Source organism: Rhizobium sp. F40D2, from assembly GCF_051810745.2.
Classification (GTDB): domain Bacteria; phylum Pseudomonadota; class Alphaproteobacteria; order Rhizobiales; family Rhizobiaceae; genus Rhizobium.
The window spans coordinates 4,225,574-4,248,440 of sequence record NZ_CM131436.1 but is presented as its reverse complement, the minus strand read 5'-3'; the positions used below and the strand labels follow the sequence as shown (position 1 = coordinate 4,248,440).

Sequence of the window (22,867 nt, the reverse complement as noted above, 5' to 3'; positions counted from 1 at the left end):
ATTTCGCGAGGAGTACACTGCAAAAATGACAGGACGGCAAAACAATGCGTAGCAAGGGCGATGTGGTTTTGAAACGCAGTTTATGGTACAGCGTTCCGGCTGAAATCCAACGGGGATCATGAGCAGGGCGTCATCGCGTAACGCCGCTATCGACATCGTGAAAATCGGTGCCAGGCTGCCGTCGACGCAAAGCTCTGTTGCGCTCAACGTCAATGTCAACCGCAACGACTCGAGCGATCTCGGCCGCTCCTTCGGCGCAAGAACGGGGCAGCCTTACGATTTCAGCGTCGACGGCGCCAAGTGAGATGGGCGGTCGCCGCTGGTCGCGGCCCTAAGCTGACGCACCGCCAGCACCGGCCGAATTTCCTTATGGAAAAAGCGAAAATAGGAGGAGACCTGTGCCCGCGCATTCGAATTCACGTCGAACTGGATGCCGACACGGCCGTTGTGCTTCCAGCGGATGATGCCTTCGAGCAGACCAAGGTTTTCGGCTTCGATGCGCACCTTGCTACCAGAGGCGGCATGGAGCGGCGTCTTCGTCTCCAGGGCGGCACCGGTCACCGACAGGTTGAGGATGCGGATATCCACTTCGCTGTTCAGATATTTGACGCTGCCGAAGACCCGGCAATTTTGCCGGTCCACCTTCCGCGCGACGATTTTCAAGTTGCGGGCCATATGTTCTCCCTTGATACAGCCAGAGAGCATAGCGTCGGAAAATTGAAATGGTTTTAGGGGCTTGGCTAAAATTGAAGTGAAACTCTAGCTGGCGATGGTGGCCCTTCGCCCCACCACATGCTCGCGCCATATCGTAAAAATCCCGGCGGAAACGACGATAATCGAGCCGATGATCGTGTTGATACTGAGCGTTTCATCATAGATCGTCACACCGATGATCGAGGCGTAGACGAGTGACAGATAGGTCAGCGGCTGGACCGCGGCGGCATCGAGAAGATCGTAGGCGCGGATCAGGAAATAGTGGCTGGAAATGCTGGTCACGCAGACCATCGCCATCCAGCCCCAGTCCCCCGGCGACATAGAGCTCCAGTAGAACGGGCCAATAATGCTCATCGTGATCCCGCCGATGACGCCGGTGTAGAAGAAACTGGTCATCGACGAGTCGTCGCGGCTGACGAGACGCGTGGCGATGACATAGAAGGCGAAGTTGAAGCAGGAAATAATGGCCAGAAGCAGTTTCACATCGAAAAACTCGCCTTCCGGCTTCAGAATCAGCAGCACCCCGAAAAGTCCGGCGCCGATCGCCATCCACCGCCGCCATCCCACACGCTCGCCAAGGATCGGCATTGACAGCAGCGCGATGAGGATCGGCGTCGCTGAAAAGATCGCTTGTGAACGGGCAAGGCCGATTATGGCAAAACAAGTAATGGCCAGAACCACCTGGACCGCAAGCAGGACGCCGCGCACCACCTGAAGAAGTGGGCGTTTGGTGCGGGCCGTTGCCTTCAGGCCGCCGCGCATCTTCGAAGCGAGGATGATTGTGAACAGCGCGAAGGCCCAGTAGCGGATCATCGTCACGAAGATCGGCGGGTAAGCAGACGCCAGATGTTTCGAGATCGCGTCCTGGAGAGAGAAGATGGTAATCGCAAGCAGAGCGAAAATATAACCGTGGGTCTTCGATGTCATGATATGCCGTTGAGCGGGAAACACCGAGAGTCTGGGCAGGCTTTCAGCGAAGATGCAAGGTCTCAAAGCCCGACATTCGGCCTGTCGATGATTTCTCTGAGGGCAAAGCTCGAATTGATCTTGACCACATGGGGAAGGGCCGACAGCCAGTCGCGGTGGATGCGCTCATAGTCCTCGAGATCGCGGGCGGCGACCCTGAGGATATAATCATATTCGCCGGACATCAGGTAGCAGACGAGCACGTTGGGGCAGAGCTTCACCGCCGCCTCGAATTCCGCCAGCGTCTTGGCGAACTGGCCTGAGAGCGAGATATGCACGATGGCGATCATCTTGTAGTCGAGCGCCTTGTGCGAAAGCCGCGCATGATAACCGTCGATGACGCCGCTCCTCTCCAGAATGTCGAGCCGGCGCGAACACGCCGAAGGCGACAATCCGATCTTCTCAGCAAGCTCGGCATTGGTGATGCGGGCATTGGCCTGCAGCACCTTAAGAATCGCAAGATCGATGGTATCGAGATCGGCCATTCGAAGAACCTTCGAAAAAAGGAATGAATGGCACAATAATCGCCGAAAAATCACCTCTTCGCAAATCGTCTTTGCAAGGACATTTCATCGCCATGGTGGTTGGATTCATCATCTGAGGAGATCCGCGATTGCGGAGATGATATGAGAGGAACGCCAATGCGTGTCGGTTGCCCGAAGGAAATCAAGAATCATGAATATCGCGTCGGCCTGACGCCGGCTTCGGTGCGCGAATATGTCGCCCATGGCCACGAGGTCTGGGTGGAAACCAAGGCGGGCGCCGGCATCGGCGCCGATGACGCCGCCTATGCCGCGGCTGGCGCGAAGATCGCCGCCTCCGCCAAGGATATCTTCGAAAAATGCGACATGATCGTCAAGGTGAAGGAGCCGCAGCCCTCCGAATGCGCGCAGCTGCGCGACGGTCAGCTTCTCTATACCTATCTGCATCTGGCGCCCGATCCCGAACAGACCAAAGGCCTGATCGCCTCCGGCGTCACCGCGATCGCCTATGAAACGGTCACCGACGAGCGCGGCGGCCTGCCGCTGCTGGCGCCAATGTCGGAGGTCGCCGGCCGCCTGTCGATCCAGGCGGGCGCAACCGCCCTGCAGAAAGCCAATGGCGGCCTCGGCGTCCTGCTCGGCGGCGTGCCGGGCGTGCTGCCGGGCAAGGTCGCGGTCATCGGCGGCGGCGTCGTCGGTCTGCATGCCGCCAGGATGGCCGCCGGCCTCGGCGCCGATGTCAGCATCCTCGACAGGTCGCTGCCGCGCCTTCGCCAGCTCGACGACATCTTCTCAGGCCGCGTTCACACCCGTTATTCCAGCATCCAAGCATTGGAGGAGGAGGTCTTCTCGGCCGATCTCATCATCGGCGCCGTGCTGATCCCCGGTGCGGCGGCGCCGAAGCTCGTCACCCGCGAGATGCTGTCCGGCATGAAGAAGGGCTCCGTCATCGTCGACGTCGCCATCGACCAGGGCGGCTGCTTTGAGACCTCGCATGCAACCACCCATTCCGACCCGACCTATGAGGTTGACGGCGTGGTGCATTATTGCGTCGCCAACATGCCGGGCGCGGTTCCCGTCACCTCGGCGCATGCGCTGAACAATGCGACGCTGGTCCACGGCCTGGCGCTTGCCGATCGCGGCCTGCGTGCCATTGCCGAAGACAAGCATCTGAGGAACGGCCTCAATGTGCACAAGGGCCGCATCACCAACAAGCCGGTCGCCGAGGCGCTCGGCTATGAGGTCTTTGCGCCCGAAAGCGTGCTGAACGTGGCGTAAGCTACCTGACTCCGCGTTAGGCGAGGGCGCCGGTCTCCGCAGGGGCTGGCGCCTTTACCTTGTCGATTCGGCATTGAAAGCAGTTGTTGCGCGCCGAGCGCACATGCACATAGGCGATCTCCGGCCGCGCCAGCAATGTCTCGGCATAGGCTGGAATATCGGCGATCCCGGTCACCGCCCCGGTGCCGTAGACGATGCGGTCATTGGCGCCGTAGCCGCGGACGATGAAGTCGGGGCTCATCGCCAGCATCGGCGGCTGGATCTCCTCGGCGGCGTAACGCCGGCAGGGCTGCTTGTGCAGGAAGATCGGCCCAGTTTCAGCATAAGGCTGCAGCGCCGGGAACGGCCGATAGGCGAAGACCAGCATGTCCTCGCCCGCTTCGATACTCCGCAGGCAATGGCGGCAAGGGTTGCCGTCACCATCGGATATCATCGTCTCGGGCAGGTTGTCATAGGCGTCGTGGCCGCCGTTCCAGAGGGCTCTAGCATCGGCAGTCGGCATGGCGGCAAAACGAATGGAGGTCATGGCAAATCTCCTTTGTGATCGCCATGAAATTGCGCCCGGACCGCTGACCAAGCCACCCGTTTCTTGCGCCTGGGAAAAGCTGGGCTATTCTTGATGAGAAGCTGCATGGCGAAAGGAGAAGCCCCTTGGCCGAAGTCGATCTCGCGCTGCTGGCGCAGCAGAATGCTGAAATACTGGAAGAGCTGAAGGCCTTGCGCCGGGAGGTGGCGGAATTGAAGGAGCAGTCGGGCCGCACGCTCGATTTCGAGCGACGCAACGATCCGCGCCGCCCGAGTAGCCTGATGCAACGTTAGAGCATGTCGCGCAAAAGTGTGCAGCGGTTTTGCGACAATGACATGCGCAAAACAGGGAGTTAAAGCGCGAGGAGCGAATCTGAAAGATCGCGACGCGCTTTAGCGACCCCTGTGCCGGCGGGAATGAAAACGTCAGCTTTTCCGCGCCAACTCCAGCAGTTCCTTGTCGCTGAGCGGCCGGACGATGCCGGTGCCGGTCGAGACCGGGGAGAAGCCGAACATCTGGTAAAGCTGCAGCGCCCGCGGATGGTCGAGATTGTTGGTGGTGGTGATCACCCGCTTCGGATTGAGCGTCCAGATGCCGTAGAGTGCCTGCAGCAGGAACCATTTGCCGATGCCGAGGCCGAGCGCATGTTCGATCAAGCCGAAATGGCTGAGCTCGATCGTATCCTCGTCCTCGCAGAAATATTCGTAGAAGCCGGCAGGTGCGCCGTTGACGTAGAGGACGCTGATATTGTTGCGCTTGTCGTTCAGCGTCTGGGTAAGCTGCTCGTCGCTCATCCGCAGCCGATCCACCCACTGCCAGCGCGCGCCCACCTGCCGGTAGAGGTAGCGATAGAAGGGCAGTGGGATCGCAGGCGCGCGCATGATCGCCGTCTGGATATTGACGGGCACCGGCATGCTCGCCTTCGGCGCCGCCGTCATTTCGAGCCGGGTGATGTGAGCTTTCAAAGAAGCGGGTGTCTTCCCCATGGCGATCAGGCTTTAACCGGTGTCGGCGGACCGGTGACGATCGGCGTATCGTCACGGCTGCCCCATTCGCTCCACGAGCCGTCGTAGAGCTTGTTGTCGTGATGGCCGAGCGATTCCAGCGCCAGTGTGATGATCGCGGCGGTGATGCCCGAGCCGCAGGAGGTCACGACAGGCTTGGAAAGATCGATGCCGGCATCCTCGATCGTCTGGCGTAGTTCGGGCAGCGACTTGAATCGGCCCTGATTGGCGAAAACGCCGGAGGGCAGGTTGCGGGCGCCGGGCATATGGCCGGAGCGCATCCCGGCGCGCGGCTCGGGCTCGGCGGCGGCGAAGCGGCCGGCGCTGCGGGCATCGGCGATCTGCATCGCGCCGCTGGAGACGATGTCGCGCATCGTATCGAGCGTCACCACGCGGCTCTCGTCGAAATCGGGCGTGAAACGCGCCGGCGAATAGCTGGGCACGGTGGTTTCGAGCGGGCGGCCCTCGACCTTCCAGCCGTCGAGACCGCCATCGAGCACGAAGACGTTCTTTGCGCCCATCACCCGGAACAGCCACCAGACGCGCGGCGAGGCGAACAGCCCGATGCCGTCATAGACGACGATGCGATCGTTCTCGCTGATGCCGAGCCGGCCGACTTCGGCGGCGAAATAATCGGGCGAGGGGATGGTGTGCGGCAGTGACGTTGAACGGTCCGCGATCTTGTCCTGGTCGAAGCGGATGGCGCCGGGAATATGGCCGGCCGCATATTCGGCATCGGCATCGCGTTTCTGCGCCGGCAGATAGAAGGAGGCGTCCAGTACGCGCAGATCCGGCTTGCCGAGCTCGGCCTGCAGCCAGTCGGCCGAGACGACGAAACGGCTCTTGGTCTCACTCATGATGCTCTCCCTTGATGGTCAGGCTTCGTCGCCGGGCGTGCCGAAACGGATGCGGAAGCGCCGGTTCTCTTTGCCCTTCTTTTCGATTTTGGCGATGTGAATCTGCCCGACTTCCTGTGTCTCGGAGACATGTGTGCCGCCGCAGGGCTGGCTGTCAATCGATGAGTTTTCGCCGATGCAGACGAGGCTGACGCGCCCGAGCCCGATCGGCGGGCGCACATTCTTCGATTTGACGATGTCGGGATTGGCTGCGAGTTGCTCGTCGGTAATCCATTGCAGATAGACCGGATGGTTCTCGGCGACCAGTTCCATCAGCTTGGCCGTCACTTCGTCCTTGTCGATCGTCTCGGCCATGTCGAAGTCGACACGGCTTTCCTCCTCGCCGACGGCAGCGCCGGTGATCGGATAGGAGCAGACGACGGACAGCAGATGGCAGGCAGTGTGCATGCGCATCAGCCTGTAGCGGCGCTGCCAGTCGACATGCAGCACCAGCGTCTCGCCAACTAGAGGCCGCGGCTCGTTTTCGAGCGGCACGTGGATGACGATATCCTTGCTCGGGCCGTGCTTCGTCTGGGCCAACACGATCTTGGTGCCGTCGGCGCGTTCAAGCTCGCCGGTGTCACCCGGCTGGCCGCCTGACGTCGCATAAAAGCAGGTCTGGTCGAGTTCGATGCCCCCGTCTTCGTGGACGGCGGTGACGACCGCCTCGCATGTCGAGAGATAGAAGTCGTCACGATAGAGGGCATTGACGGGCATAGGGTCTCACGCGGGCTCGTAGGGAACGTTTATATCGGGCGAGTTGGCCATCCAGCCCGGAACGGGCAGTCCCTTCGAGGTCAGGAAATCCGGATTGAAGAGCTTCGACTGATAGCGGTTGCCGTAGTCGCAGAGGATCGTCACCACCGTGTGGCCGGGTCCGAGATCCCGGGCGAGCTTGACTGCGCCGGCAATGTTGATCGCCGTCGAGCCACCGAGGCACAGGCCTTCGTTTTCGACGAGGTCGAAAAGATAGGGCAGCGCTTCGGCATCGGAGACCCGATAGGAGAAATCAGGCGTGAAGCCTTCGAGATTGGCGGTGATGCGGCCCTGGCCGATGCCCTCGGTGATCGAGGAGCCCTCGGATTTCAGCGTGCCGTTCTGGTAGAATTCATAAAGAGCGGCGCCATCGGGATCGGCGATGCCGATCTTGACGCCCGCATTGAATGCCTTGAGGCCGGCAGCGACGCCGGCCAGCGTGCCGCCGGAACCGACGGAGCAGATGAAGCCGTCGATCTTGCCGTCGGTATCGTTCCAGATTTCCCGAGCGGTGGTTTCGATATGCGCCTGGCGGTTGGCGACGTTGTCGAACTGGTTCGCCCAGATCGCCCCGTTCGGCTCTGTCTTCGCAAGTTGCTCGGCGAGCCGCCCCGAGACCTTCACGTAGTTGTTGGGGTTCTTGTAGGGAACGGCGGGCACTTCGACGAGTTCGGCGCCGAGCAGTTTCAGCGCGTCCTTCTTTTCCTGGCTCTGCGTTTCCGGAATGACGATGACGGTGCGGTAGCCGAGCGCCTTGGCGACCAGCGTCAGCCCGATGCCGGTATTGCCGGCCGTGCCTTCGACGATGACGCCGCCGGCCCGGAGCAGCCCTTTCCGTTCGGCGTCGCGGATGATGTAGAGCGCGGCACGGTCCTTCACCGACTGGCCGGGGTTCAGGAACTCCGCCTTGCCGAGGATGGTGCAGCCCGTCGCCGCCGACGCGCCCTTGAGTTTGATCAGGGGCGTATTGCCGATGGCTTCGAGGACGGAAGGGTGGAAGGTCATGGAATCTGCCTCTATTCGAACTCTTACTTTAGGAACGGTCTTTTCCCTTCACAAGGCTGAGTTGGCAAGAAATGCTATTCCACGTCCCTGTCGGGCACGATAAAATTTGGCCTTCCTACCCCGAAATGATGCATGGCCTGCAATCCTGCCATGCGTGGGGTGATCCGAAGATTGACTTTCCCCGTACGGATGACGACAAAGCGAAAACGGAGCGCGGCAACAGGGCGTGACCGAAACCGGCATGATTCACGAGCAGATCGACACGATCGATGCATTGATGGCGCATTATATCGCCGGCTCCTTGCCCGAGCCGGCGCGGGTGCTGGTACGATCCCATCTCGAAATGAAGCCCGACAATCGCAGCCTGGTGGATAGCCTCGAATTGCTGGCCGGGGAGGCGCTGGAGAGCGCTGGTGAAACCGCCATTGCCGACCGCGACCGGCAGCTTCAGGCAATCTTTTCCTCTGCCGCTCCGGTCGCAGCGCCGCAGGCGGCCAAACGGCCGGACAACGCGCTGTTTCCACAAGCGCTGCGCGATTTCGTCGGCTTCGAGGTCGAGGACGTGCCCTGGCGCAAGCGGTTGCCGGGTTTCAAGGAATATTGCCTCGAACGCGACGGCTGCGAGGTCAACCTGATGTGGATCCGCCCCGGCCGCGCTTTGCCGGCGCACACCCACAAAGGCATGGAACTGATCCTCATCCTCGACGGCGCTTTCAACGATGAACGCGGCCGTTTCGGCCCAGGCGACATCTCCATTGCCGACGAGACTGTCGACCATCGGCCGGTTGCCGAAAAGGACAGGCCCTGCATCGCCTTTGCCGTTTCGGACGGGCCGGTGAAGCTCACCGGATCCCTTCGTCAGATGATCGGCGACCTGATCGGCTGAAAGCAGCCACAATGGTGTGATAGAGCCGTATATCCGGGAGGAGAAGGGAACTTTCCGGACCTGTTTTCGGTTGGTCAGGCAGAACCGGAGGAACATGTCATGCGTGATTTCACCGCCCGTCCCGAAGATGGACTCGTCTGGATCTCCGGTGCGAGTTCCGGCATCGGCCATGCGCTTGCGCTGAAGCTCGCTGGCGAAGGATTCAAGGTCGCCGTCACCGCCAGAAGCCACGAAAAGCTGGTCGAACTTCAGGCGGAGGCCAGCGGCCTTGCCGGCAGCATCGTCGTTCTCGATGGCGACGTCACCGATGCCGAGGACATGGAGCATGTCATGGCCTCCATCGAATATGAGCACGGCACACTCGCCATGGCGATCCTCAATGCCGGCGTCTATCTGCCTGTTCATGCCGAGAACCTGAACCGCGCCGATTTCGAAAAGAGTTTCGCCGTCAATCTCTCCGGCGTCGTCAACTGCCTGTTGCCGGCGGTCCGTCATATGAAGGCGAAAGGGCAGGGACAGATCGCCATCGTCTCCTCCGTCATCGGCTATGGCGGCCTGCCGACGGGGGCTGCCTATGGCGCCACCAAGGCGGCGCTGATCAATATGGCCGAAAGCCTGAAATTCGATCTCGACAAGATGGGCATCCGCATCCAGCTCATCTGCCCGGGCTTCGTCGACACACCGGCGACTCGGAAGAACGCCTTTCCCATGCCGTCCCTGGTGTCGACCGACGAAGCCGCCCGGCAGATTGCCGCCGGGCTGAAATCGCAGGCCTTCGAGATCTCCTTCCCCAGGCGCTTCACCGTGATGCTGAAGCTTGCGCGCATGCTTCCCTACAGCGTCTATTTCATGCTGGTGAATCGCGTGACCGGCTGGCGCGAGCGGCCGTCATCGGCTGGTCACCATCCGGCGACACCGCATCCGGCGGAATGATCAGCTGCGCGAGAACACCACCTGACGCACATCGATATTGCGGGCGCGGAAGCCGGCCTCGCAATAGAATAGATAGAATTCCCATAGCCGCTTGAAACGCTCGTCGAAGCCCATCGGGCGGATGCGCTCCCAGACCGACCAGAAGCGTTCGCGCCATTCCGCAAGCGTGCGGGCATAGTCGAGCCCGAAGCCGAAGTCCCTGACCAGTGACAGGTCGACCTTGCCGGCAAGTTCCGCCAGATGGTTGCGCGTCGGCAGCATGCCGCCGGGAAAGACATATTTCTGGATGAAGTCGGGGTTGCTGCGATACTGGTCGAAGGCCTCCGGCCGGATGGTGATGATCTGCAGGCCGGCCTTGCCGCCCGGCTTCAGACATTGCCGGAGCTTGGAGAAATAGGACGGCCAGTATTTCTCGCCGACCGCTTCGAACATCTCGATCGAGACGATCCGGTCGTAAAGCCCGGTCTCGTCGCGGTAATCCTGGAAGCGAAATTCGACACGGTCGCCGAGACCGGCCTTGCGGATGCGCTCTTCGGCAAAGGCCAGTTGCTCGCGGCTGATCGTCAGCCCGGTCACCTTGCAGTTCAGTTCGCCTGCGGCAAATTCGGCGAACCCGCCCCAGCCGCAGCCGATCTCCAGCACGTGATCGCCGGGCCTGATGCCGGTCGCCTCGGCAAGCGCGCGATATTTGGCGTTCTGCGCCGATTGCAGGTCGTTGGCCCCTGTCGAATAGAGTGCGGAGGAATAGGTCATGGTCGGATCGAGCCATTGCCTGTAGAAATCATTGCCGAGATCGTAATGGGCGGAAATGTTGCGCTTCGAGCCCATCTTGGTATTGGTGTTCATCCAATGGCGGACGCGCTCGACGAGGCGGCCAATGCCGCCCTTGCCGTTGGAATAGCTGTAGACGGCCTCGCCGTTGACGAGGAAAAGTTCGAGGAAGGCGGCGATGTCGGGGCTGTCCCAATCGCCGTCCATATAGGTTTCGGCAACCCCGATCGTGCCGCTCGTCAGAGCCCGATAGGCAAGGTTCCAGTTGTTGAGGCTGAGAGCCGCCTTCGGCCCCGCCTGCTTGCCCTCGATCAGCAGCCTGCGGCCGTCGGGCAGGGTGACCGCAAGCGAGCCGTGCTGCATGCGCAGAAGTCCGCGCAGCGCCAGCTTCGCCTTGAACGGCAGTCCCTTCACCAGCCTGGATATATTTTCGGCCGTCAGCGTCACCGCGTCACGGGCCAGCACATTCCAATCTTGCGCCTTGCTCATCTTTCCGCCTCCAGCATTTTTTTGCCGGTTAGGGACGACGATACATCCGTGACGATGCTCGGGCGGCCTCCGGCCATTATACGGCAAGGCTACTGCATAATTTCTTCAATCGGAATCGAATTAGGGAAAAATTATGCAGCAGTTCAAAGCGCTGCAGCGTTTTGCGCGTCGTTTCAAAACGCCCGGCGCTGCAATGTCATTCTGCCGCATTCGCATGCGGTCGGGGCTGGTGAATGCTGACGGCAGGCGGAGGCGCCGGGCGGCTGACATAACGCGCGCCCTTCAGCCACAATTTCAGCGCTTCCCAATGGATCCCGGCCACGATCTTGAAGGGCAGGAAAGGGATGTGCGCCGTCAGCCGGAGCAGCGCGGCGCTGGTCAACGGCAGCTGCCGTCCTGAGAATGTCGCCGAAAGCAGCGGGCCTTCGCCGTCGGTTTCGAGGATGCGCCAGCGGATTTCGGCGCCGGGCGGCAGCATGCGGAAGTGATAGCGCGCCGTTATGCCGATGAAGGGCGAGACGTGGAAGAGCTTGTCGCAGCTCTGACGGAGCCCGCCTTCCGACATCTCGCCATCGCCGACAGGACAGACGTAACTATGCCGCTCGCCGAAAGTGTTGCGCACCTCGTAGATCATCGCGACGAGGGCGCCGTCCCCGTCATAGGCGTGATAGACGGAGATCGGGTTGAAGACATAGCCGAGAATGCGGGGATAGCAGACGAGCAATATCCTTGCTGCGCGCTCGAGCCCAGCCTCAGCAAGCAGCCGGTCGGCATAGGCGCGCAGCGGCGTGCTTGCCGTATCGGCATGGTCCTTTTCATGAAACGAGACGAGATTGCGGCCATTGACGGAAAACAGCGCCGACAGCCGATCGGCCGCTTCAAGCCGATCGAGATCGACGAGCAGGGAAAAGACGCGGTAGCGGAAACGATGGCCGAAGGGTTTCAGGCGTTGATGCATGATGTCGCCGATATAGAGCGCGGCCGCCGCATCCGGCGCAGCGCCGTTGCCGCTCATGCTGACGCCGCGCTTTTTGCCTAGTCCGCTCATGCCGCTGCATCCGGTTGCGGTTGCAGGCTTCGCGCCGTTCGCCAGGGAATGATGCCACCCAGGGCCTCGGCTGCTGCCAGGCCGGAAACCAGGCCATCCTCATGAAATCCATATCCCGTCCACGCGCCGGCAAAATGGCAATGGTTCTTACCCTGGATGGCGGCGAGCGCCCGCTGCGCCGCCATGGCATCGGCCGAAAATTGCGGATGCTCGTAGGTGAATTCCGCAAATACCATGCGGGGATCCGGCTCGCGGTCCGGATTGAGCGTGACGAATAACGGGAAATTATCGCCGATGCCCTGCAGCCGGTTCATCCAATAGGTGACAGCGACACCCGCCTTGCCATCATCCCGGCTGGAGCGCAGATAGTTCCACGAGGCCCAAACCTTGCGCCGCTGCGGCATCAGCCTTTGGTCGCGGTGCAGGACGACGCGGTTCGGCTGGTAGGGAATGGCGGCAAGCAGCCGCTTTTCCCGGTCGGTGGCATCCATCAGCAGGCGTGCCGTCTGATCGCTGTGGCAGGCAAGGATCACCTTGTCGAAGGGCTGTTGGCTGCCCGTCTCGTCGATAAGCGTAATGCCGCTCTCCGAACGGATCACCCCACGTATGCCGCACGACAGTTTCACCCGTCCGCCGAGCGGCTGCATCAGCCGATCGAGATAGCTGCGGCTGCCGCCGGTCACTGTCCGCCATTGGTGATGGCGGTGATAGATTAGCCGGTGATTGTCGAAGAAATTGACGAAATACTCGGCCGGGAACTGCAGCATGCGGGCCGACGGCGTCGACCAGATCGCCGCCGCCATCGGCACGAGATAATTGTTGGTGAAGCCGGGCGAGAAGCCGCGCCAGTCGAGATAATCGCCGATCGAGCGGGAGGCGAGGTGGCCGGCAGCCCGGTCTTCGAGGCAGGTGCGGTTGAAGCGCAGGATCTCGCGGATCATCCACAGGAACGACGGCCGCAGCAGGTTGCGCTTCTGCGCGAAGAGCGAGGACAGCCCGCCGCCGCTCCATTCCAGCCTGCCGCGGTCGAGCGAGAGCGAAAAACTCATATCGCTTGCATGGGTGGCGATGCCGAGCTCGGCAAAGAGCGCCGTCAGGTTCGGATAATTCTGTTCGTTATAGACGATGAAGCCGGTATCGACCGCAATCCGAACCCCGTCATAATCGACGTCGACCGTCGCCGTATGGCCGCCCGCCCGCCCCTGGCTCTCGTAGAGCGTCACGTCGTACACAGGGTTGAGCGCCCAGGCCGCTGAGGCGCCGGAGATGCCGGAGCCGATGACGGCGATCTTCAGCCGGTGCGAGGCGGGGCGGACATGCGCGTTCATGCGGCATCCTTCGTGGCTTTGTAAGCCGCGAGCGCCCGGTCGCGTGCGCTGGCATGGTCGACGATCGGTTTCGGATAGGTCTGTCCGAGGATGATACCGGCCTCGTCGAGCGCGCTCTTCGGCGCCTCGAACGGCCGGTGGATGTATTTTGCCCCGAGCCGTTGAAGCTCCGGCACATGAGCTCTGACATAGTCGCCGTCGGGATCGAAAGTCTCGCCCTGCAGCATCGGATTGAAGATGCGGAAGAAGGGTGAAGCGTCGGCTCCCGAGCCCGCCACCCATTGCCAGCTTGCCGCATTGTTGGCGGGATCGGCATCGACCAGCGTGTCGCGGAACCAGGCCTCGCCGCGGCGCCAGTCGAGCATCAGATCCTTGATGAGGAAGGAGGCGACGATCATGCGCACCCGATTGTGCATCCAGCCGTGGCGCCAGAGCTGGCGCATGCCCGCATCGACGATCGGGTAGCCAGTCATGCCGCGGCACCACGCCTCGAAATCGCCGTCGTCGTTGCGCCATTTGAAGCCGTCGAAACGATCGTTCCAGTTCTCCGAGGCAAGACGCGGGAAATGGATAAGCAGGTGGTAGGAGAATTCCCGCCAGGCGATCTCCTTGCGGAAATGCACGATGTCGGCCGCCGGCACCCGGCTCGACAGTCCGCGCGTCGCATCCCAGATGCGGGCAGGGGAGATCTCGCCAAGCGCCAGATGCGGCGACAGCATCGAGGTCGCCGGTTTCGCCGGATAGTCGCGGTTTTCCTTATAGCCCTTGAGTTCGTCCTCGACGAAGGCGCTGAGCCTCTCCCGTGCGCCTTGCTCGCCGGGCGTCCAGAGATCGGCAAAATCCTTCGCCCAGTCCGGTTTCGTCGGCAACAGTTGCCAGCTTTTCAACGGTTCCGATGCCGGACGTTGCGCTGCCAGCCGCAGCTTCGGCGGCGCCTCGAGCGGCGGCTCGGCTTCGCCCGCACCCTCCAGCGCGCGCCAGAACGGCGTGTAGACCCGATAGGGCGTGCCACTGCCGGTCATCAGCCTGGACGGTTCGTGCAGCAGCTGGCCGCCGAAACTTCTCGCCTCGATCGCCTGTTTTTCCAATTCCTGCTTGATGTGGGTGTCGATCGAGATGCCCGACGGATGGTAGCGCCGGTTCCAGAAGACGGCTTCAGCACCGCTCTTCTTGATGACGGCGCGGAGCACCTCGAGCGCATCACCGCTGGCAAGCACCAGCCCGCCCTGCCGCTCATGCAATGATCTATCAAGCGCTTCCAGCGAATGATGCAGCCACCAGGCCTGCGCAGCGCCGAGCGGACCGGTGCCGGCTGCCGCCGGCTCGTTGATATAAAGGGGGATGATCGGTCGCCCGGAGAGATGGGCGGCATTGAGGGCCTGATTGTCGTCAAGGCGCAAATCCCTGCGAAACCATAAAATGACAGGTTTTATCGCGTCCTTTGCCAATGAAGCCGTTCCCTGCTCTTGTTCTGTGCACCCTGCTACGGATCTACGGAACGCCCGGATCAAAAGTTTCATCCGGAAGGAAAGCTTTTCATCGTGGTGGCGACGACATGAAAAAGGCCGGCGTGAACCGGCCTTTTCCAAGCGTGGCGCGCGTTTGCGCGACATGCTTTGGGAGCGAAGGTGGCTGTCAGTTGTCGTATTCGCGACAGGCTTCGCTGATCGAGGCGCCGCTTTCGCCGCCGCGTGTATCGACGCCCGACCTCTGCTGCGGCATGCCGGCGCATTCCATCGTTTTCGGCTGGCCGATGCTCTGTGTTGTCATCGGATCAACCGGCGCGACGCGCACCGGATACATGCCGTTGTCACTGTTGGTGTAATCGGATGAATAGCTACCCGAACTCGGATCGGTCGAGCCGCCATTGGTCGGCCCGATCGGATCAGGATCTGACTGGGCAAAAGCTGACGATGCCATGCCGATCGCAATCAGCGAAGCGGCGATAAGGGATTTGGTCATGAGGATATCCTCCTTTGATTTTCATCTTGGATGACCCTGGGGTAACCGCCTGCCGGAATCATTGTTCCGAAATTTGCGAAAATTCTGCACGCAGGCCTTGCATGGTTACGCATAAACCTTAACGGCGAAAGCCGCTGGATCGCCGCTATCACCTGCCTTAGTGCATGACGAAACGCCAATCCGCAGCATGAGGCCGCAATGTTCGTTTCCCCGCGCGAGGCCGCAGATCTCGGTCTGCAGATTGCCCTTGCACTCGCCCTGACGGCCAGTGGCATGGCAATCGCGTCCTCTGCCATGGGCGGCGAGAAGGCCAGCATATCAGCGATCGACGTCAGTCGCCCCTCGTTGTGGACAGCCGTCCCGACGCGTATCGATCCGACCACACAGGCCTATCTGCGTGCCGACGCGCCGGCCGGGCCGGAACTTGCCGCCAGCGCCGAACGACCCTGCCATGACCTGATCGGCCTTCGCCTCTCCTGTGATCTGATTGTCACTTCCGGCACAGCGGCTTTTTAGGGACGGGAGTTTGGAAGCATCGCCTTCTCCCGAAGCTTGCAAAAGGCGATGATTGCCGGCGGCTGGAGGCGGCAGGCCTGTCGCTGCCGAAATTCATGGTGACGGCTGAAGATGTGAAGGTCGGAAAACCAGACCCGCAATGTTATATTCTCGGCGCCGAACGCCTCGGCGTCAGCACGCAGGACTGCCTAGTGTTCGAGGATGTCGCAGCCGGCATCATCGCCGGCGAGGCGGCGGGCGCCGATGTCATGGTCGTGACGGCAACCCATCATGACAAGATGGAAACGCCGCATCCGGCCCTGTCATCCTACGACGAGATCTCGGTGCGGATCTCCGCAGACCACAAAATGTTTATCGTCCCGAAGGCGGCCAGATAGCGTGCCGCATTGCGGTTTCCTGCCTTTCACTCCGCGGCGGCGGCAAGACAGCGATCGATGATCCTGCCGATTTCGCCGCGGCAGGAGCCGCAATTGGTTCCAGCACTCGTTTCCTTGCCGACAGCCTCGACGCTGTGGCATCCGCCGCGCACGGCGGCGGCGATCTGGTTGACCCCGACGCTGAAGCAGGAGCAGACAGTGGCGCCGGGATCCGGCCTGCCGGCGCCGGGACGGCCTGCGACGAGCGCAAAACGTTTCCTCAGATCATCATGCGCGACGGAGAGCTGCGAGATCGCCCAGTTGCGCGCGACGGCGACAGGCTCGCGGGCGAGGAACAGCGCGGCAAGCAGGGTCTCGCCGTCGAAGAAGGCGAGCCTGAGGTCGCCGGATTGCCGGTCTGCATAACCGAGCGGCTCGATTTCATCGGGAATGGCGAAAACCGCGCGGCACCAGGCCGTCCAGTCCTCGACTGTCTCTCCAAAGGCAAGCTCCAGCCGCCAGCCGCCCTCGGCCTTCGCCAGTGCCCAATAGGCCGCGTCAGGTGTTACGGGCTTTGTCGCCGAGACGGCGAAGCCGTAATGGGCGGCACCGAAGGGCCGGATGGCGACGGCAACGTTCTTCGACGCCGGCTGACCGGAAACGGGATCGGTGATCGGCGCCACCACGGCGTCGATCCGCGCTTTTGCCGCGAACTGGTCGTTCCAGTGCATCGGCGCGAAGATGCCACCGCGCGCCTGGCGGTCGGTCACCAGCGCCCGGACGATCGCCTTGCCATGCGGGCTGTCGATCTCGACGAGGCCGGCGCTTGATATGCCGGTCTCGATCGCGTCGCGCGGATGGATCTCCGCAAAGGGTTCGGCGATATGGGCGGAAAGCCGCGCGCTCTTTCCGGTTCGCGTCATCGTGTGCCACTGGTCGCGGATGCGCCCGGTATTCAGCGTGAAGGGAAAATCGGCATTGGTGCGGTCCGTTGCCGGCGGCTCCACCGCGACGAAGCGCGCTTTGCCATCGGCATGGTAGAAGCCGCCATCGGCGAAGAAGCGGGTGACGCCGGGTTCTGCTCCTGCTGCCTGCGGCCACTGGAAAGGTGATAGCTCGTTGTAGGCGGCGTCGGTCATGCCGGCGCGGGCGCCGATGTCGAAATCGCGGCTGCCGTTGTTTTCGAAGGCGGAAAGGGCGGCGTGTTCAGCAAAGATGTCGGCCGGCGCAGCGAAATCGAAGGCATCGGCAAATCCCATGCGGCGTGCGACCTCCGCAAGCTGCCACCAGTCGGCCTTGGCATCGCCGGGCATGTCGAGAAACGGCCGCTGTCTGGAAATGCGCCGTTCGGAATTGGTGACGGTGCCGTCCTTCTCGCCCCAGCCGAGCGAGGGCAGAAGGACCTGCGCGTGCCGGGCCGTATCCGTCTCTCTCAGAATGTCGGAGACGACAACGAACGGACAGGCGGCGATCGCGCTTTCGACGCTGTCGGCATCCGGCATCGAGACGACGGGATTGGTGGCGATGATCCAGAGCGCCTTAATGCGCCCATCGGCCACGGCGCGGAACATGTCGACCGCCTTCAGCCCGGGTTTGGCGGCGATGACCGGCGATTTCCAGAAACGCTGGACGCGGTCGCGGTCATCCGCATTTTCGATCGCCATATGGGCGGCAAGCATATTGGCAAGACCGCCGACCTCGCGCCCGCCCATGGCATTCGGCTGTCCGGTCAGCGAGAAGGGTCCCATGCCCGGGCGACCGATGCGACCGGTCGCCAGATGGCAGTTGAGGATGGCATTGACCTTGTCGGTGCCGGAGGAGGATTGGTTGACGCCCTGGCTGTAGCAGGTCACCACCTTCGACGTCGTCTCGAACAGACGGAAGAACTCGCGGATCTGCATGGCCGGCAGGCCGGTCCGCTCCAGGAGATCGTTGATGTCAAGTGCTGCTGCTGCGGCGAAGGCGCCGCCAAAACCTTCAGTATGGGAGGCGATATAATTCTGGTCGATCGCAGGACTTGTCGCGAGATGGGCAAGCAGTCCCATGAACAGCGCGACATCGCCGTCCGGGCGAATGGCGAGATGCAGATCGGCGATATCGCATGTCATCGTCCGGCGCGGATCGATGACGACGATCCGCATGTTCGGCCGCGCCGCCTTGGCGGCGGCCAACCGCTGGTAGATGACAGGATGGCACCAGGCGAGGTTGGAGCCGGTGAGCACCACCAGATCCGCAAGTTCGATATCCTCATAGGTCCCGGGCACGGTATCGGCGCCGAAGGCGCGGCGATGACCGGCCACGGACGAGGACATGCAGAGCCTTGAATTGGTATCGATATTGGCCGAGCCGATGAAGCCCTTCATCAACTTGTTGGCGAGGTAATAATCCTCGGTCAGCAACTGGCCGGAGACGTAGAAGGCGACGGAATCAGGCCCGTATTCGGCGATCGTTTCGGAGAAGCGCCGGGCGACCAGATCTAGCGCCTCGTCCCAGCCGCTGCGCGCGCCTGCGATTTCGGGATACAGAAGCCGGCCGTCGAGATCGATGGTTTCGGCAAGCGCCGAACCCTTCGAACACAGGCGGCCGAAATTCGACGGATGCTCGAGATCGCCCTTGACGCTGATGGTGCCGTCCTCGTCGACCGTGGCGATCACGCCGCAGCCGACGCCGCAATAGGGGCAGGTGGTCTTTACCTCAGCCGCCATTATTCAGCCGCCATCAGCAGGCTTTCCAGCGCGATGAACAGGGCGCCGTCCTCGTTGCGGACCGGTATGGTCCGCACCTCGCCCTGGTCGGCGCCGAGCGCCTTGCCGGTCTCGAGCGAAATCACCCAATTGTGCAGCGGGCAGGTGACGGCCTTTGCATGCACGATGCCCTGGGAGAGCGGGCCGCCCTTGTGCGGGCAGTGATCCTCGATGGCGAAGACCTCGTTCTCGGCCGTGCGGAACACGGCGATCTTGCCCTGGGGCGTCTTCACGCAGCGGGCACCACGCAAGGGGATGTCGGAAATATCGCCAATTGGATGCCAGTTTTCTTTGGGCCAATTCATATCCATCTCCTTACTCGGCAGCCTGCGGATAACCGATCGTCGCCATCGGCTTGAATTCATGCTTGTCCTTGCCGGAGACGCGCTCCGACCAGGGATCCACCTGGGCAAATTTTTGGCTGAAGACGAAGCGCTCGTAGTAGGCCTTGCGCTTTTCGGCATCGCCCATGATCTGGCGGCGGATTTCATCCAGACCGACGCGCTTGGCCCATTTGTAGATGCGCTCGAGATAACGGGCCTGCTCCCGGTACATTTGCGTCAGCGCCACGATATGCTCCAGCGCCTCGTCCTCGGTCTTCACCAGGCCGAGCACCTCGGTGCCCTTGATGTCGAGACCCGCCGCACCGGCGAAATGGATCTCGAAACCGGAATCCACGCAGATCACGCCGATATCCTTGCAGGTTGCTTCGGCGCAATTGCGCGGGCAGCCGGACACGGCCATCTTCAGCTTGGCCGGCGTCCAGGAACCCCACATGAATTTCTCGATGCGGATGCCGAGACCGGTCGAATCCTGGGTGCCGAAACGGCACCAGTCCGAACCGACGCAGGTCTTCACCGTGCGCAGCCCCTTGGCATAGGCCTGGCCGGAGACGAAGCCAGCCTTGCCGAGATCTGCCCAGACGGCGGGCAGGTCTTCTTTCTCGATGCCGAGCAGGTCGATGCGCTGGCCGCCCGTCACCTTCACCATCGGGATCTCGAACTTGTCGACGACATCGGCAATGGCGCGTAGCTCGTTCGAATTGGTGACGCCGCCCCACATGCGCGGCACGACGGAGTAGGTGCCGTCCTTCTGGATGTTGGCGTGGACGCGCTCATTGATAAAGCGTGACTGGTAGTCGTCGGCATATTCGTCCGGCCAGTCGCAGACGAGGTAATAATTGAGCGCCGGCCGACACTTGGCACAGCCGCAGGAGGTCTTCCATTCCAATTCCTGCATGACGGCAGGAATGCTCTTCAGACCTTTCGCCTTGATCAGGCGGCGAACATCGTCATGGCCGAGCTCGGTGCAGGCGCACATCGGCTGCACGGCGGCCGGATTGTAGCCATCGCCGAGCGTCAGCGCCATGAGTTGTTCGACGAGGCCGGTGCAGGAGCCGCAGGAGGCGGATGCCTTGGTATGGGCGCGCACGTCGTCGAGCGATGTCAGCCCTTTGCTCGTGATCGTCGAGGTAATCTTGCCCTTGCATACGCCGTTGCAGCCACAAATCTCCGCGTCATCCGGCAAGGCTGCAACGGCCGCCATAGGGTCCAGCGGCGACCCTCCCTGATAGGCCTGACCGAAGATCAGCGTCTCGCGCATCTCCGAAATATCGGTCGCCTTCTTCTTTAGATCGTTGAACCAGGCGCCGTCGGCGGTCTCGCCGTAAAGCACGGTGCCGATAATCTTGTTGTCCTTCAGCACGAGACGCTTGTAGACGCCGGCGCTGGCATCGCGCAGCACGATCTCCTCGCGGTCGTCGCCATCGGCGAAATCGCCGAGCGAATAAAGCTCGATACCGGTGACCTTCAGCTTGGTCGGCGTGTCTGCATGCACGAAAGCCGGCGAACGGTCGTCCGAGAGATGTGCTGCGGCAATGCGGGCCATCTCATAAAGCGGGGCGACGAGGCCGTAGACCATGCCGCCCACCTCGGCGCATTCGCCGAGCGCAAAGATATCGCCATCCGAAGTCTGCATGCCGGCATCGACGACGATGCCGCGATTGACCGCAAGGCCGGCGTCCTTCGCCAGGCCGACACTCGGACGAATGCCGACGGCCATGACGACGAGGGTTGCCGGGATGATCCGGCCGTCGTCGAGTTCGATGCCTTCGACCTTGCCGTTGCCGATGATCGCCTTGGTATTGGCCTTGCAGATGACTTTGATGCCGCGTTCTTCGACCGCCTTTTGCAAGAGGTAGCCGGCTGCGGGATCGAGTTGGCGCTCCATTAGCGTCGGCATGACGTGCAGAACGGTGACGTCCATGCCGCGCTGGGCAAGGCCTGCCGCCGCTTCGAGGCCAAGCAGGCCGCCACCGATGACGACGGCCTTTTCGCGCGACTGGGCGGCAAGCAGCATGGCCTGCACGTCGTCGAGATCGCGATAGGTAATGACGCCGGGCAGATCCTTGCCGGGAACCGGGATGATGAAGGGCACGGAACCGGTGGCGATCACCAGCTTGTCGTAGCTTTCGGTGACGCCGTGATCGGAGGTGACCGTCTTGGCGTCGCGATCGATGTTGACGATCTTGTGGCCCTTGTAGAGCATGATGCCGTGCTTGATGTACCAGCCGTCACCGTGAATGATGATCTGCTCGTAGTCCTTTTCTCCGGAAAGAACCGGCGACAGCATGATGCGGTCGTAATTGACGCGCGGCTCGGCATTGAAGATCGTGACTTCATAGCGTCCGGGCGCCCGTTCGAAGAGGTGCTCCAGCATGCGCCCGGGCGCCATGCCATTGCCGATGATGACGAGTTTTTCTGTCATATTTCCTAGTCCTTAGATCAGGTTGCAGCCACGGACGCAGAGGGCTCCTGGCGCGACAATTGTTTGACCGACAGGTGCATCCAGACGAGCGAGATCGCGACGATTGCGAAGAGCAGCAGGAAGCAACTGGACCAAAGGCCGGTCATGTCCTTGAGCAGGCCGAAGGCGATCGGCAGGATGAAGCCGCCGAGACCGCCCATCATCCCGACAATGCCGCCGACGGCGCCGACGCTGTCAGGGTAATAGGCCGGAATGTGCTTGTAGACGGCGGCCTTGCCGAGGCTCATGAAGAAGCCGAGCACGAAGATGACAGCGATGAAAATGACAGGCGTGATGGTCGTGGCCGGCAGCGACAGGATGAGAGTGGCTACGGCCGAGACGGCCAGCATCGCATACATCACGCTGCGTGCGCCCTTCTTGTCCGATAGCACGCCGCCGAAAGCTCGGAAGATACTGCCAGGGATCGAGTAGGCGGCCGCGATCATGCCGGCAGCTTCCAGGTTGAAGCCGTAGGCGCCGACCAGATAGCGCGGCAGCCACAGGGACAGGGCGACGAACCCGCCGAAGGCGAAGAAATAATAGAGCGAGAAGCGCCAGACCTGAACGTTCTGCAACGGCGCGAATTCTTGAGCGAGGCTTTTAGAGGCAACGCCGTGCTCGCGGCGAAGACGGAAGGCCGGATCGTCGGACGTGGTGAACCAGAAGACGATGGCCATCAGCGCCAGACAAACGGCCCAGACCTCCGCAACCGCCTGCCAGCCCCAGGCGAGCAGAACGAAGGGAGCCGCAAATTTGGTCACGGCCGCGCCGACATTGCCGGCGCCGAAGATGCCGAGCGCCGTGCCTTGCTTTTCCGCCGGGAAGAACGGCGAGACATAGGCGACGCCGACCGCAAAGGAGCCGCCGGCAAGCCCGACGCCGAGGCCGGCGATCAGCATCTGCGTATAAGTCTGAGCGTAGGAGAGCAGGAAGGTCGCCAATGCGGCGGCAAGCATGGTGAGGGTGTAGACAAGACGGCCGCCGTAGCGCCCCGTCCAGATGCCGAGGACGATGCGCACGAGCGAGCCGGTCAGAACCGGGGTGCCAACCAGCAATCCGAACTCCGCCTCGTTCAGGCCGAGGTCTTGCTTGATGCGGATGCCGATGATCGCAAAGATCGTCCACACGGCGAAACAGAGAGTGAAGGCGACTGTGGAAATCCACAATGCTTTGGCTGGTTCGCCGGCGGACATGGGATGCGCTTTCTCGATAACAGACATGGCTTCTCCGTGGCGCGACAACGTCGGGCCGATCCATCGCTGGGGGGTGAAAAACAAAAAGCCGCTGGTCAGGATGCGCATGCACGAGGCGCGCGAAATATCCTGATCAGCGGCTTTGCTGGTAGCGCCCGTCGTTGGACGCCGAATTTATGGTCTTCTGCGAGCGCCTATTGCGCCCTCAT

General features: G+C 61.9%; 23 protein-coding genes and 1 pseudogene. 7 read left to right on the top strand and 17 right to left on the bottom strand.

Features of this window, described 5'->3' with window-relative positions:
* Positions 1-118 precede the first annotated feature (118 nt).
* On the top strand, positions 119-304 hold the full coding sequence (locus ACS4RS_RS20730) for a hypothetical protein (RefSeq protein WP_439009453.1): 186 nt from the start codon (positions 119-121) through the stop codon (positions 302-304).
* Here ACS4RS_RS20730 and ACS4RS_RS20725 read toward each other — a convergent pair.
* From ACS4RS_RS20725 to ACS4RS_RS20715, 3 genes are all read right to left on the bottom strand, one after another.
* Positions 274-675, bottom strand: a complete 402-nt coding sequence (locus ACS4RS_RS20725; RefSeq protein ID WP_439009454.1) for a PilZ domain-containing protein — start codon at positions 673-675, stop codon at positions 274-276. The genes ACS4RS_RS20730 and ACS4RS_RS20725 overlap by 31 nt on opposite strands.
* Positions 676-759: 84 nt before the next feature.
* On the bottom strand, positions 760-1,641 hold the full coding sequence (locus ACS4RS_RS20720; protein ID WP_439009455.1) for an EamA family transporter: 882 nt from the start codon (positions 1,639-1,641) through the stop codon (positions 760-762).
* A 62-nt stretch (positions 1,642-1,703) separates the two neighbouring features.
* Positions 1,704-2,165, bottom strand: coding sequence for an Lrp/AsnC family transcriptional regulator (locus ACS4RS_RS20715; protein ID WP_183820509.1), 462 nt, complete (start codon positions 2,163-2,165; stop codon positions 1,704-1,706).
* 156 nt (positions 2,166-2,321) lie between these two features.
* Between ACS4RS_RS20715 and ald the strand changes: the two genes are divergently transcribed.
* Positions 2,322-3,440, top strand: coding sequence for an alanine dehydrogenase (gene ald, locus ACS4RS_RS20710; RefSeq protein ID WP_439009456.1), 1,119 nt, complete (start codon positions 2,322-2,324; stop codon positions 3,438-3,440).
* Positions 3,441-3,456: 16 nt separating this feature from the next.
* Here the strand turns inward: ald and ACS4RS_RS20705 are convergent, their stop codons facing one another.
* On the bottom strand, positions 3,457-3,966 hold the full coding sequence (locus tag ACS4RS_RS20705) for a DUF1203 domain-containing protein (protein WP_439009457.1): 510 nt from the start codon (positions 3,964-3,966) through the stop codon (positions 3,457-3,459).
* A 125-nt stretch (positions 3,967-4,091) separates the two neighbouring features.
* Here ACS4RS_RS20705 and ACS4RS_RS20700 point away from each other — a divergent pair, with 125 nt between their 5' ends.
* Positions 4,092-4,259 (top strand): hypothetical protein, encoded by a 168-nt coding sequence (locus ACS4RS_RS20700; RefSeq protein ID WP_439009458.1) that lies wholly within the window; start codon positions 4,092-4,094, stop codon positions 4,257-4,259.
* A 132-nt stretch (positions 4,260-4,391) separates the two neighbouring features.
* On the opposite strand, the gene ACS4RS_RS20695 is transcribed toward ACS4RS_RS20700, so the two are convergent.
* From ACS4RS_RS20695 to ACS4RS_RS20680, 4 genes are read right to left on the bottom strand one after another with little or no spacing between them, the layout of a single operon-like run.
* On the bottom strand, positions 4,392-4,952 hold the full coding sequence (locus tag ACS4RS_RS20695) for a GNAT family N-acetyltransferase (protein ID WP_439009459.1): 561 nt from the start codon (positions 4,950-4,952) through the stop codon (positions 4,392-4,394).
* Positions 4,953-4,957: 5 nt separating this feature from the next.
* Positions 4,958-5,827 carry a 3-mercaptopyruvate sulfurtransferase gene (gene sseA / locus ACS4RS_RS20690; RefSeq protein WP_439009460.1) on the bottom strand — a complete coding sequence of 290 codons (870 nt, stop codon included), beginning with the start codon at positions 5,825-5,827 and terminating at the stop codon, positions 4,958-4,960.
* 18 nt (positions 5,828-5,845) lie between these two features.
* Positions 5,846-6,583 (bottom strand): alanine--tRNA ligase-related protein, encoded by a 738-nt coding sequence (locus ACS4RS_RS20685; RefSeq protein ID WP_439009461.1) that lies wholly within the window; start codon positions 6,581-6,583, stop codon positions 5,846-5,848.
* 6 nt (positions 6,584-6,589) lie between these two features.
* Entirely contained in the window at positions 6,590-7,627 is a 1,038-nt protein-coding gene (locus ACS4RS_RS20680; RefSeq protein ID WP_439009462.1) for a cysteine synthase A, read from the bottom strand.
* A 226-nt stretch (positions 7,628-7,853) separates the two neighbouring features.
* Between ACS4RS_RS20680 and ACS4RS_RS20675 the strand changes: the two genes are divergently transcribed.
* Together ACS4RS_RS20675 and ACS4RS_RS20670 are read left to right on the top strand one after the other, a co-directional pair.
* Positions 7,854-8,513, top strand: a complete 660-nt coding sequence (locus tag ACS4RS_RS20675; RefSeq protein ID WP_439009463.1) for a ChrR family anti-sigma-E factor — start codon at positions 7,854-7,856, stop codon at positions 8,511-8,513.
* Positions 8,514-8,612: 99 nt separating this feature from the next.
* Complete coding sequence (locus tag ACS4RS_RS20670) at positions 8,613-9,446, top strand: SDR family NAD(P)-dependent oxidoreductase (protein ID WP_439009464.1); 834 nt, start codon at positions 8,613-8,615, stop codon at positions 9,444-9,446.
* Here ACS4RS_RS20670 and ACS4RS_RS20665 read toward each other — a convergent pair whose 3' ends face one another.
* The 5 genes from ACS4RS_RS20665 to ACS4RS_RS20645 all read right to left on the bottom strand — a co-directional run bounded on the left by ACS4RS_RS20665 (position 9,447) and on the right by ACS4RS_RS20645 (position 15,044).
* Positions 9,447-10,706 (bottom strand): class I SAM-dependent methyltransferase, encoded by a 1,260-nt coding sequence (locus ACS4RS_RS20665; protein ID WP_439009465.1) that lies wholly within the window; start codon positions 10,704-10,706, stop codon positions 9,447-9,449. It abuts the gene before it with no gap.
* Positions 10,707-10,902: 196 nt separating this feature from the next.
* Positions 10,903-11,754, bottom strand: a complete 852-nt coding sequence (locus tag ACS4RS_RS20660) for a DUF1365 domain-containing protein (RefSeq protein WP_439009466.1) — start codon at positions 11,752-11,754, stop codon at positions 10,903-10,905.
* Positions 11,751-13,082: an FAD-dependent oxidoreductase gene (locus ACS4RS_RS20655; protein ID WP_439009467.1), complete on the bottom strand. Its 1,332-nt coding sequence runs from the start codon at positions 13,080-13,082 to the stop codon at positions 11,751-11,753. The genes ACS4RS_RS20660 and ACS4RS_RS20655 overlap by 4 nt, the downstream gene beginning before the upstream one ends.
* A complete protein-coding gene (locus ACS4RS_RS20650; protein ID WP_439009468.1) occupies positions 13,079-14,530 on the bottom strand; it encodes an FAD-binding domain-containing protein in 1,452 nt (483 codons plus the stop codon). The genes ACS4RS_RS20655 and ACS4RS_RS20650 overlap by 4 nt, the downstream gene beginning before the upstream one ends.
* A gap of 187 nt (positions 14,531-14,717) precedes the next feature.
* Entirely contained in the window at positions 14,718-15,044 is a 327-nt protein-coding gene (locus ACS4RS_RS20645) for a hypothetical protein (protein ID WP_449313806.1), read from the bottom strand.
* A gap of 198 nt (positions 15,045-15,242) precedes the next feature.
* Here ACS4RS_RS20645 and ACS4RS_RS20640 point away from each other — a divergent pair, with 198 nt between their 5' ends.
* The gene (locus tag ACS4RS_RS20640; protein WP_439009469.1) at positions 15,243-15,560 is read left to right on the top strand and encodes a hypothetical protein; all 318 of its coding nucleotides are present in this window, start codon (positions 15,243-15,245) and stop codon (positions 15,558-15,560) included.
* A gap of 56 nt (positions 15,561-15,616) precedes the next feature.
* Positions 15,617-15,937 (top strand): annotated as a pseudogene (locus ACS4RS_RS20635) (HAD-IA family hydrolase); the annotation flags it as partial.
* A gap of 26 nt (positions 15,938-15,963) precedes the next feature.
* On the opposite strand, the gene ACS4RS_RS20630 reads toward ACS4RS_RS20635, so the two are convergent.
* From ACS4RS_RS20630 to ACS4RS_RS20615, 4 genes are read right to left on the bottom strand one after another with little or no spacing between them, the layout of a single operon-like run.
* Positions 15,964-18,621, bottom strand: coding sequence for a molybdopterin-dependent oxidoreductase (locus ACS4RS_RS20630; RefSeq protein ID WP_439009470.1), 2,658 nt, complete (start codon positions 18,619-18,621; stop codon positions 15,964-15,966).
* Positions 18,621-18,971 carry a nitrite reductase small subunit NirD gene (gene nirD / locus ACS4RS_RS20625; RefSeq protein ID WP_064838198.1) on the bottom strand — a complete coding sequence of 117 codons (351 nt, stop codon included), beginning with the start codon at positions 18,969-18,971 and terminating at the stop codon, positions 18,621-18,623. The genes ACS4RS_RS20630 and nirD overlap by 1 nt, the downstream gene beginning before the upstream one ends.
* 4 nt (positions 18,972-18,975) lie before the next feature.
* On the bottom strand, positions 18,976-21,426 hold the full coding sequence (gene nirB / locus ACS4RS_RS20620) for a nitrite reductase large subunit NirB (protein WP_439009471.1): 2,451 nt from the start codon (positions 21,424-21,426) through the stop codon (positions 18,976-18,978).
* Between the two features lie 17 nt (positions 21,427-21,443).
* Complete coding sequence (locus tag ACS4RS_RS20615; protein WP_439009472.1) at positions 21,444-22,685, bottom strand: MFS transporter; 1,242 nt, start codon at positions 22,683-22,685, stop codon at positions 21,444-21,446.
* Positions 22,686-22,867 lie beyond the last annotated feature (182 nt).

What these genes read in the sequence shown, in the direction of transcription:
- ACS4RS_RS20730 (WP_439009453.1), top strand. Translation starts at nt 119, where the DNA reads ATGAGCAGGGCGTCATCGCGTAACGCCGCTATCGACATCGTGAAAATC.
- ACS4RS_RS20725 (WP_439009454.1), bottom strand. Translation starts at nt 675, where the DNA reads ATGGCCCGCAACTTGAAAATCGTCGCGCGGAAGGTGGACCGGCAAAAT.
- ACS4RS_RS20720 (WP_439009455.1), bottom strand. Translation starts at nt 1,641, where the DNA reads ATGACATCGAAGACCCACGGTTATATTTTCGCTCTGCTTGCGATTACC.
- ACS4RS_RS20715 (WP_183820509.1), bottom strand. Translation starts at nt 2,165, where the DNA reads ATGGCCGATCTCGATACCATCGATCTTGCGATTCTTAAGGTGCTGCAG.
- ald (WP_439009456.1), top strand. Translation starts at nt 2,322, where the DNA reads ATGCGTGTCGGTTGCCCGAAGGAAATCAAGAATCATGAATATCGCGTC.
- ACS4RS_RS20705 (WP_439009457.1), bottom strand. Translation starts at nt 3,966, where the DNA reads ATGACCTCCATTCGTTTTGCCGCCATGCCGACTGCCGATGCTAGAGCC.
- ACS4RS_RS20695 (WP_439009459.1), bottom strand. Translation starts at nt 4,952, where the DNA reads ATGGGGAAGACACCCGCTTCTTTGAAAGCTCACATCACCCGGCTCGAA.
- sseA (WP_439009460.1), bottom strand. Translation starts at nt 5,827, where the DNA reads ATGAGTGAGACCAAGAGCCGTTTCGTCGTCTCGGCCGACTGGCTGCAG.
- ACS4RS_RS20685 (WP_439009461.1), bottom strand. Translation starts at nt 6,583, where the DNA reads ATGCCCGTCAATGCCCTCTATCGTGACGACTTCTATCTCTCGACATGC.
- ACS4RS_RS20680 (WP_439009462.1), bottom strand. Translation starts at nt 7,627, where the DNA reads ATGACCTTCCACCCTTCCGTCCTCGAAGCCATCGGCAATACGCCCCTG.
- ACS4RS_RS20670 (WP_439009464.1), top strand. Translation starts at nt 8,613, where the DNA reads ATGCGTGATTTCACCGCCCGTCCCGAAGATGGACTCGTCTGGATCTCC.
- ACS4RS_RS20665 (WP_439009465.1), bottom strand. Translation starts at nt 10,706, where the DNA reads ATGAGCAAGGCGCAAGATTGGAATGTGCTGGCCCGTGACGCGGTGACG.
- ACS4RS_RS20660 (WP_439009466.1), bottom strand. Translation starts at nt 11,754, where the DNA reads ATGAGCGGACTAGGCAAAAAGCGCGGCGTCAGCATGAGCGGCAACGGC.
- ACS4RS_RS20655 (WP_439009467.1), bottom strand. Translation starts at nt 13,082, where the DNA reads ATGAACGCGCATGTCCGCCCCGCCTCGCACCGGCTGAAGATCGCCGTC.
- ACS4RS_RS20645 (WP_449313806.1), bottom strand. Translation starts at nt 15,044, where the DNA reads ATGACCAAATCCCTTATCGCCGCTTCGCTGATTGCGATCGGCATGGCA.
- ACS4RS_RS20640 (WP_439009469.1), top strand. Translation starts at nt 15,243, where the DNA reads ATGTTCGTTTCCCCGCGCGAGGCCGCAGATCTCGGTCTGCAGATTGCC.
- ACS4RS_RS20630 (WP_439009470.1), bottom strand. Translation starts at nt 18,621, where the DNA reads ATGGCGGCTGAGGTAAAGACCACCTGCCCCTATTGCGGCGTCGGCTGC.
- nirD (WP_064838198.1), bottom strand. Translation starts at nt 18,971, where the DNA reads ATGGATATGAATTGGCCCAAAGAAAACTGGCATCCAATTGGCGATATT.
- nirB (WP_439009471.1), bottom strand. Translation starts at nt 21,426, where the DNA reads ATGACAGAAAAACTCGTCATCATCGGCAATGGCATGGCGCCCGGGCGC.
- ACS4RS_RS20615 (WP_439009472.1), bottom strand. Translation starts at nt 22,685, where the DNA reads ATGTCTGTTATCGAGAAAGCGCATCCCATGTCCGCCGGCGAACCAGCC.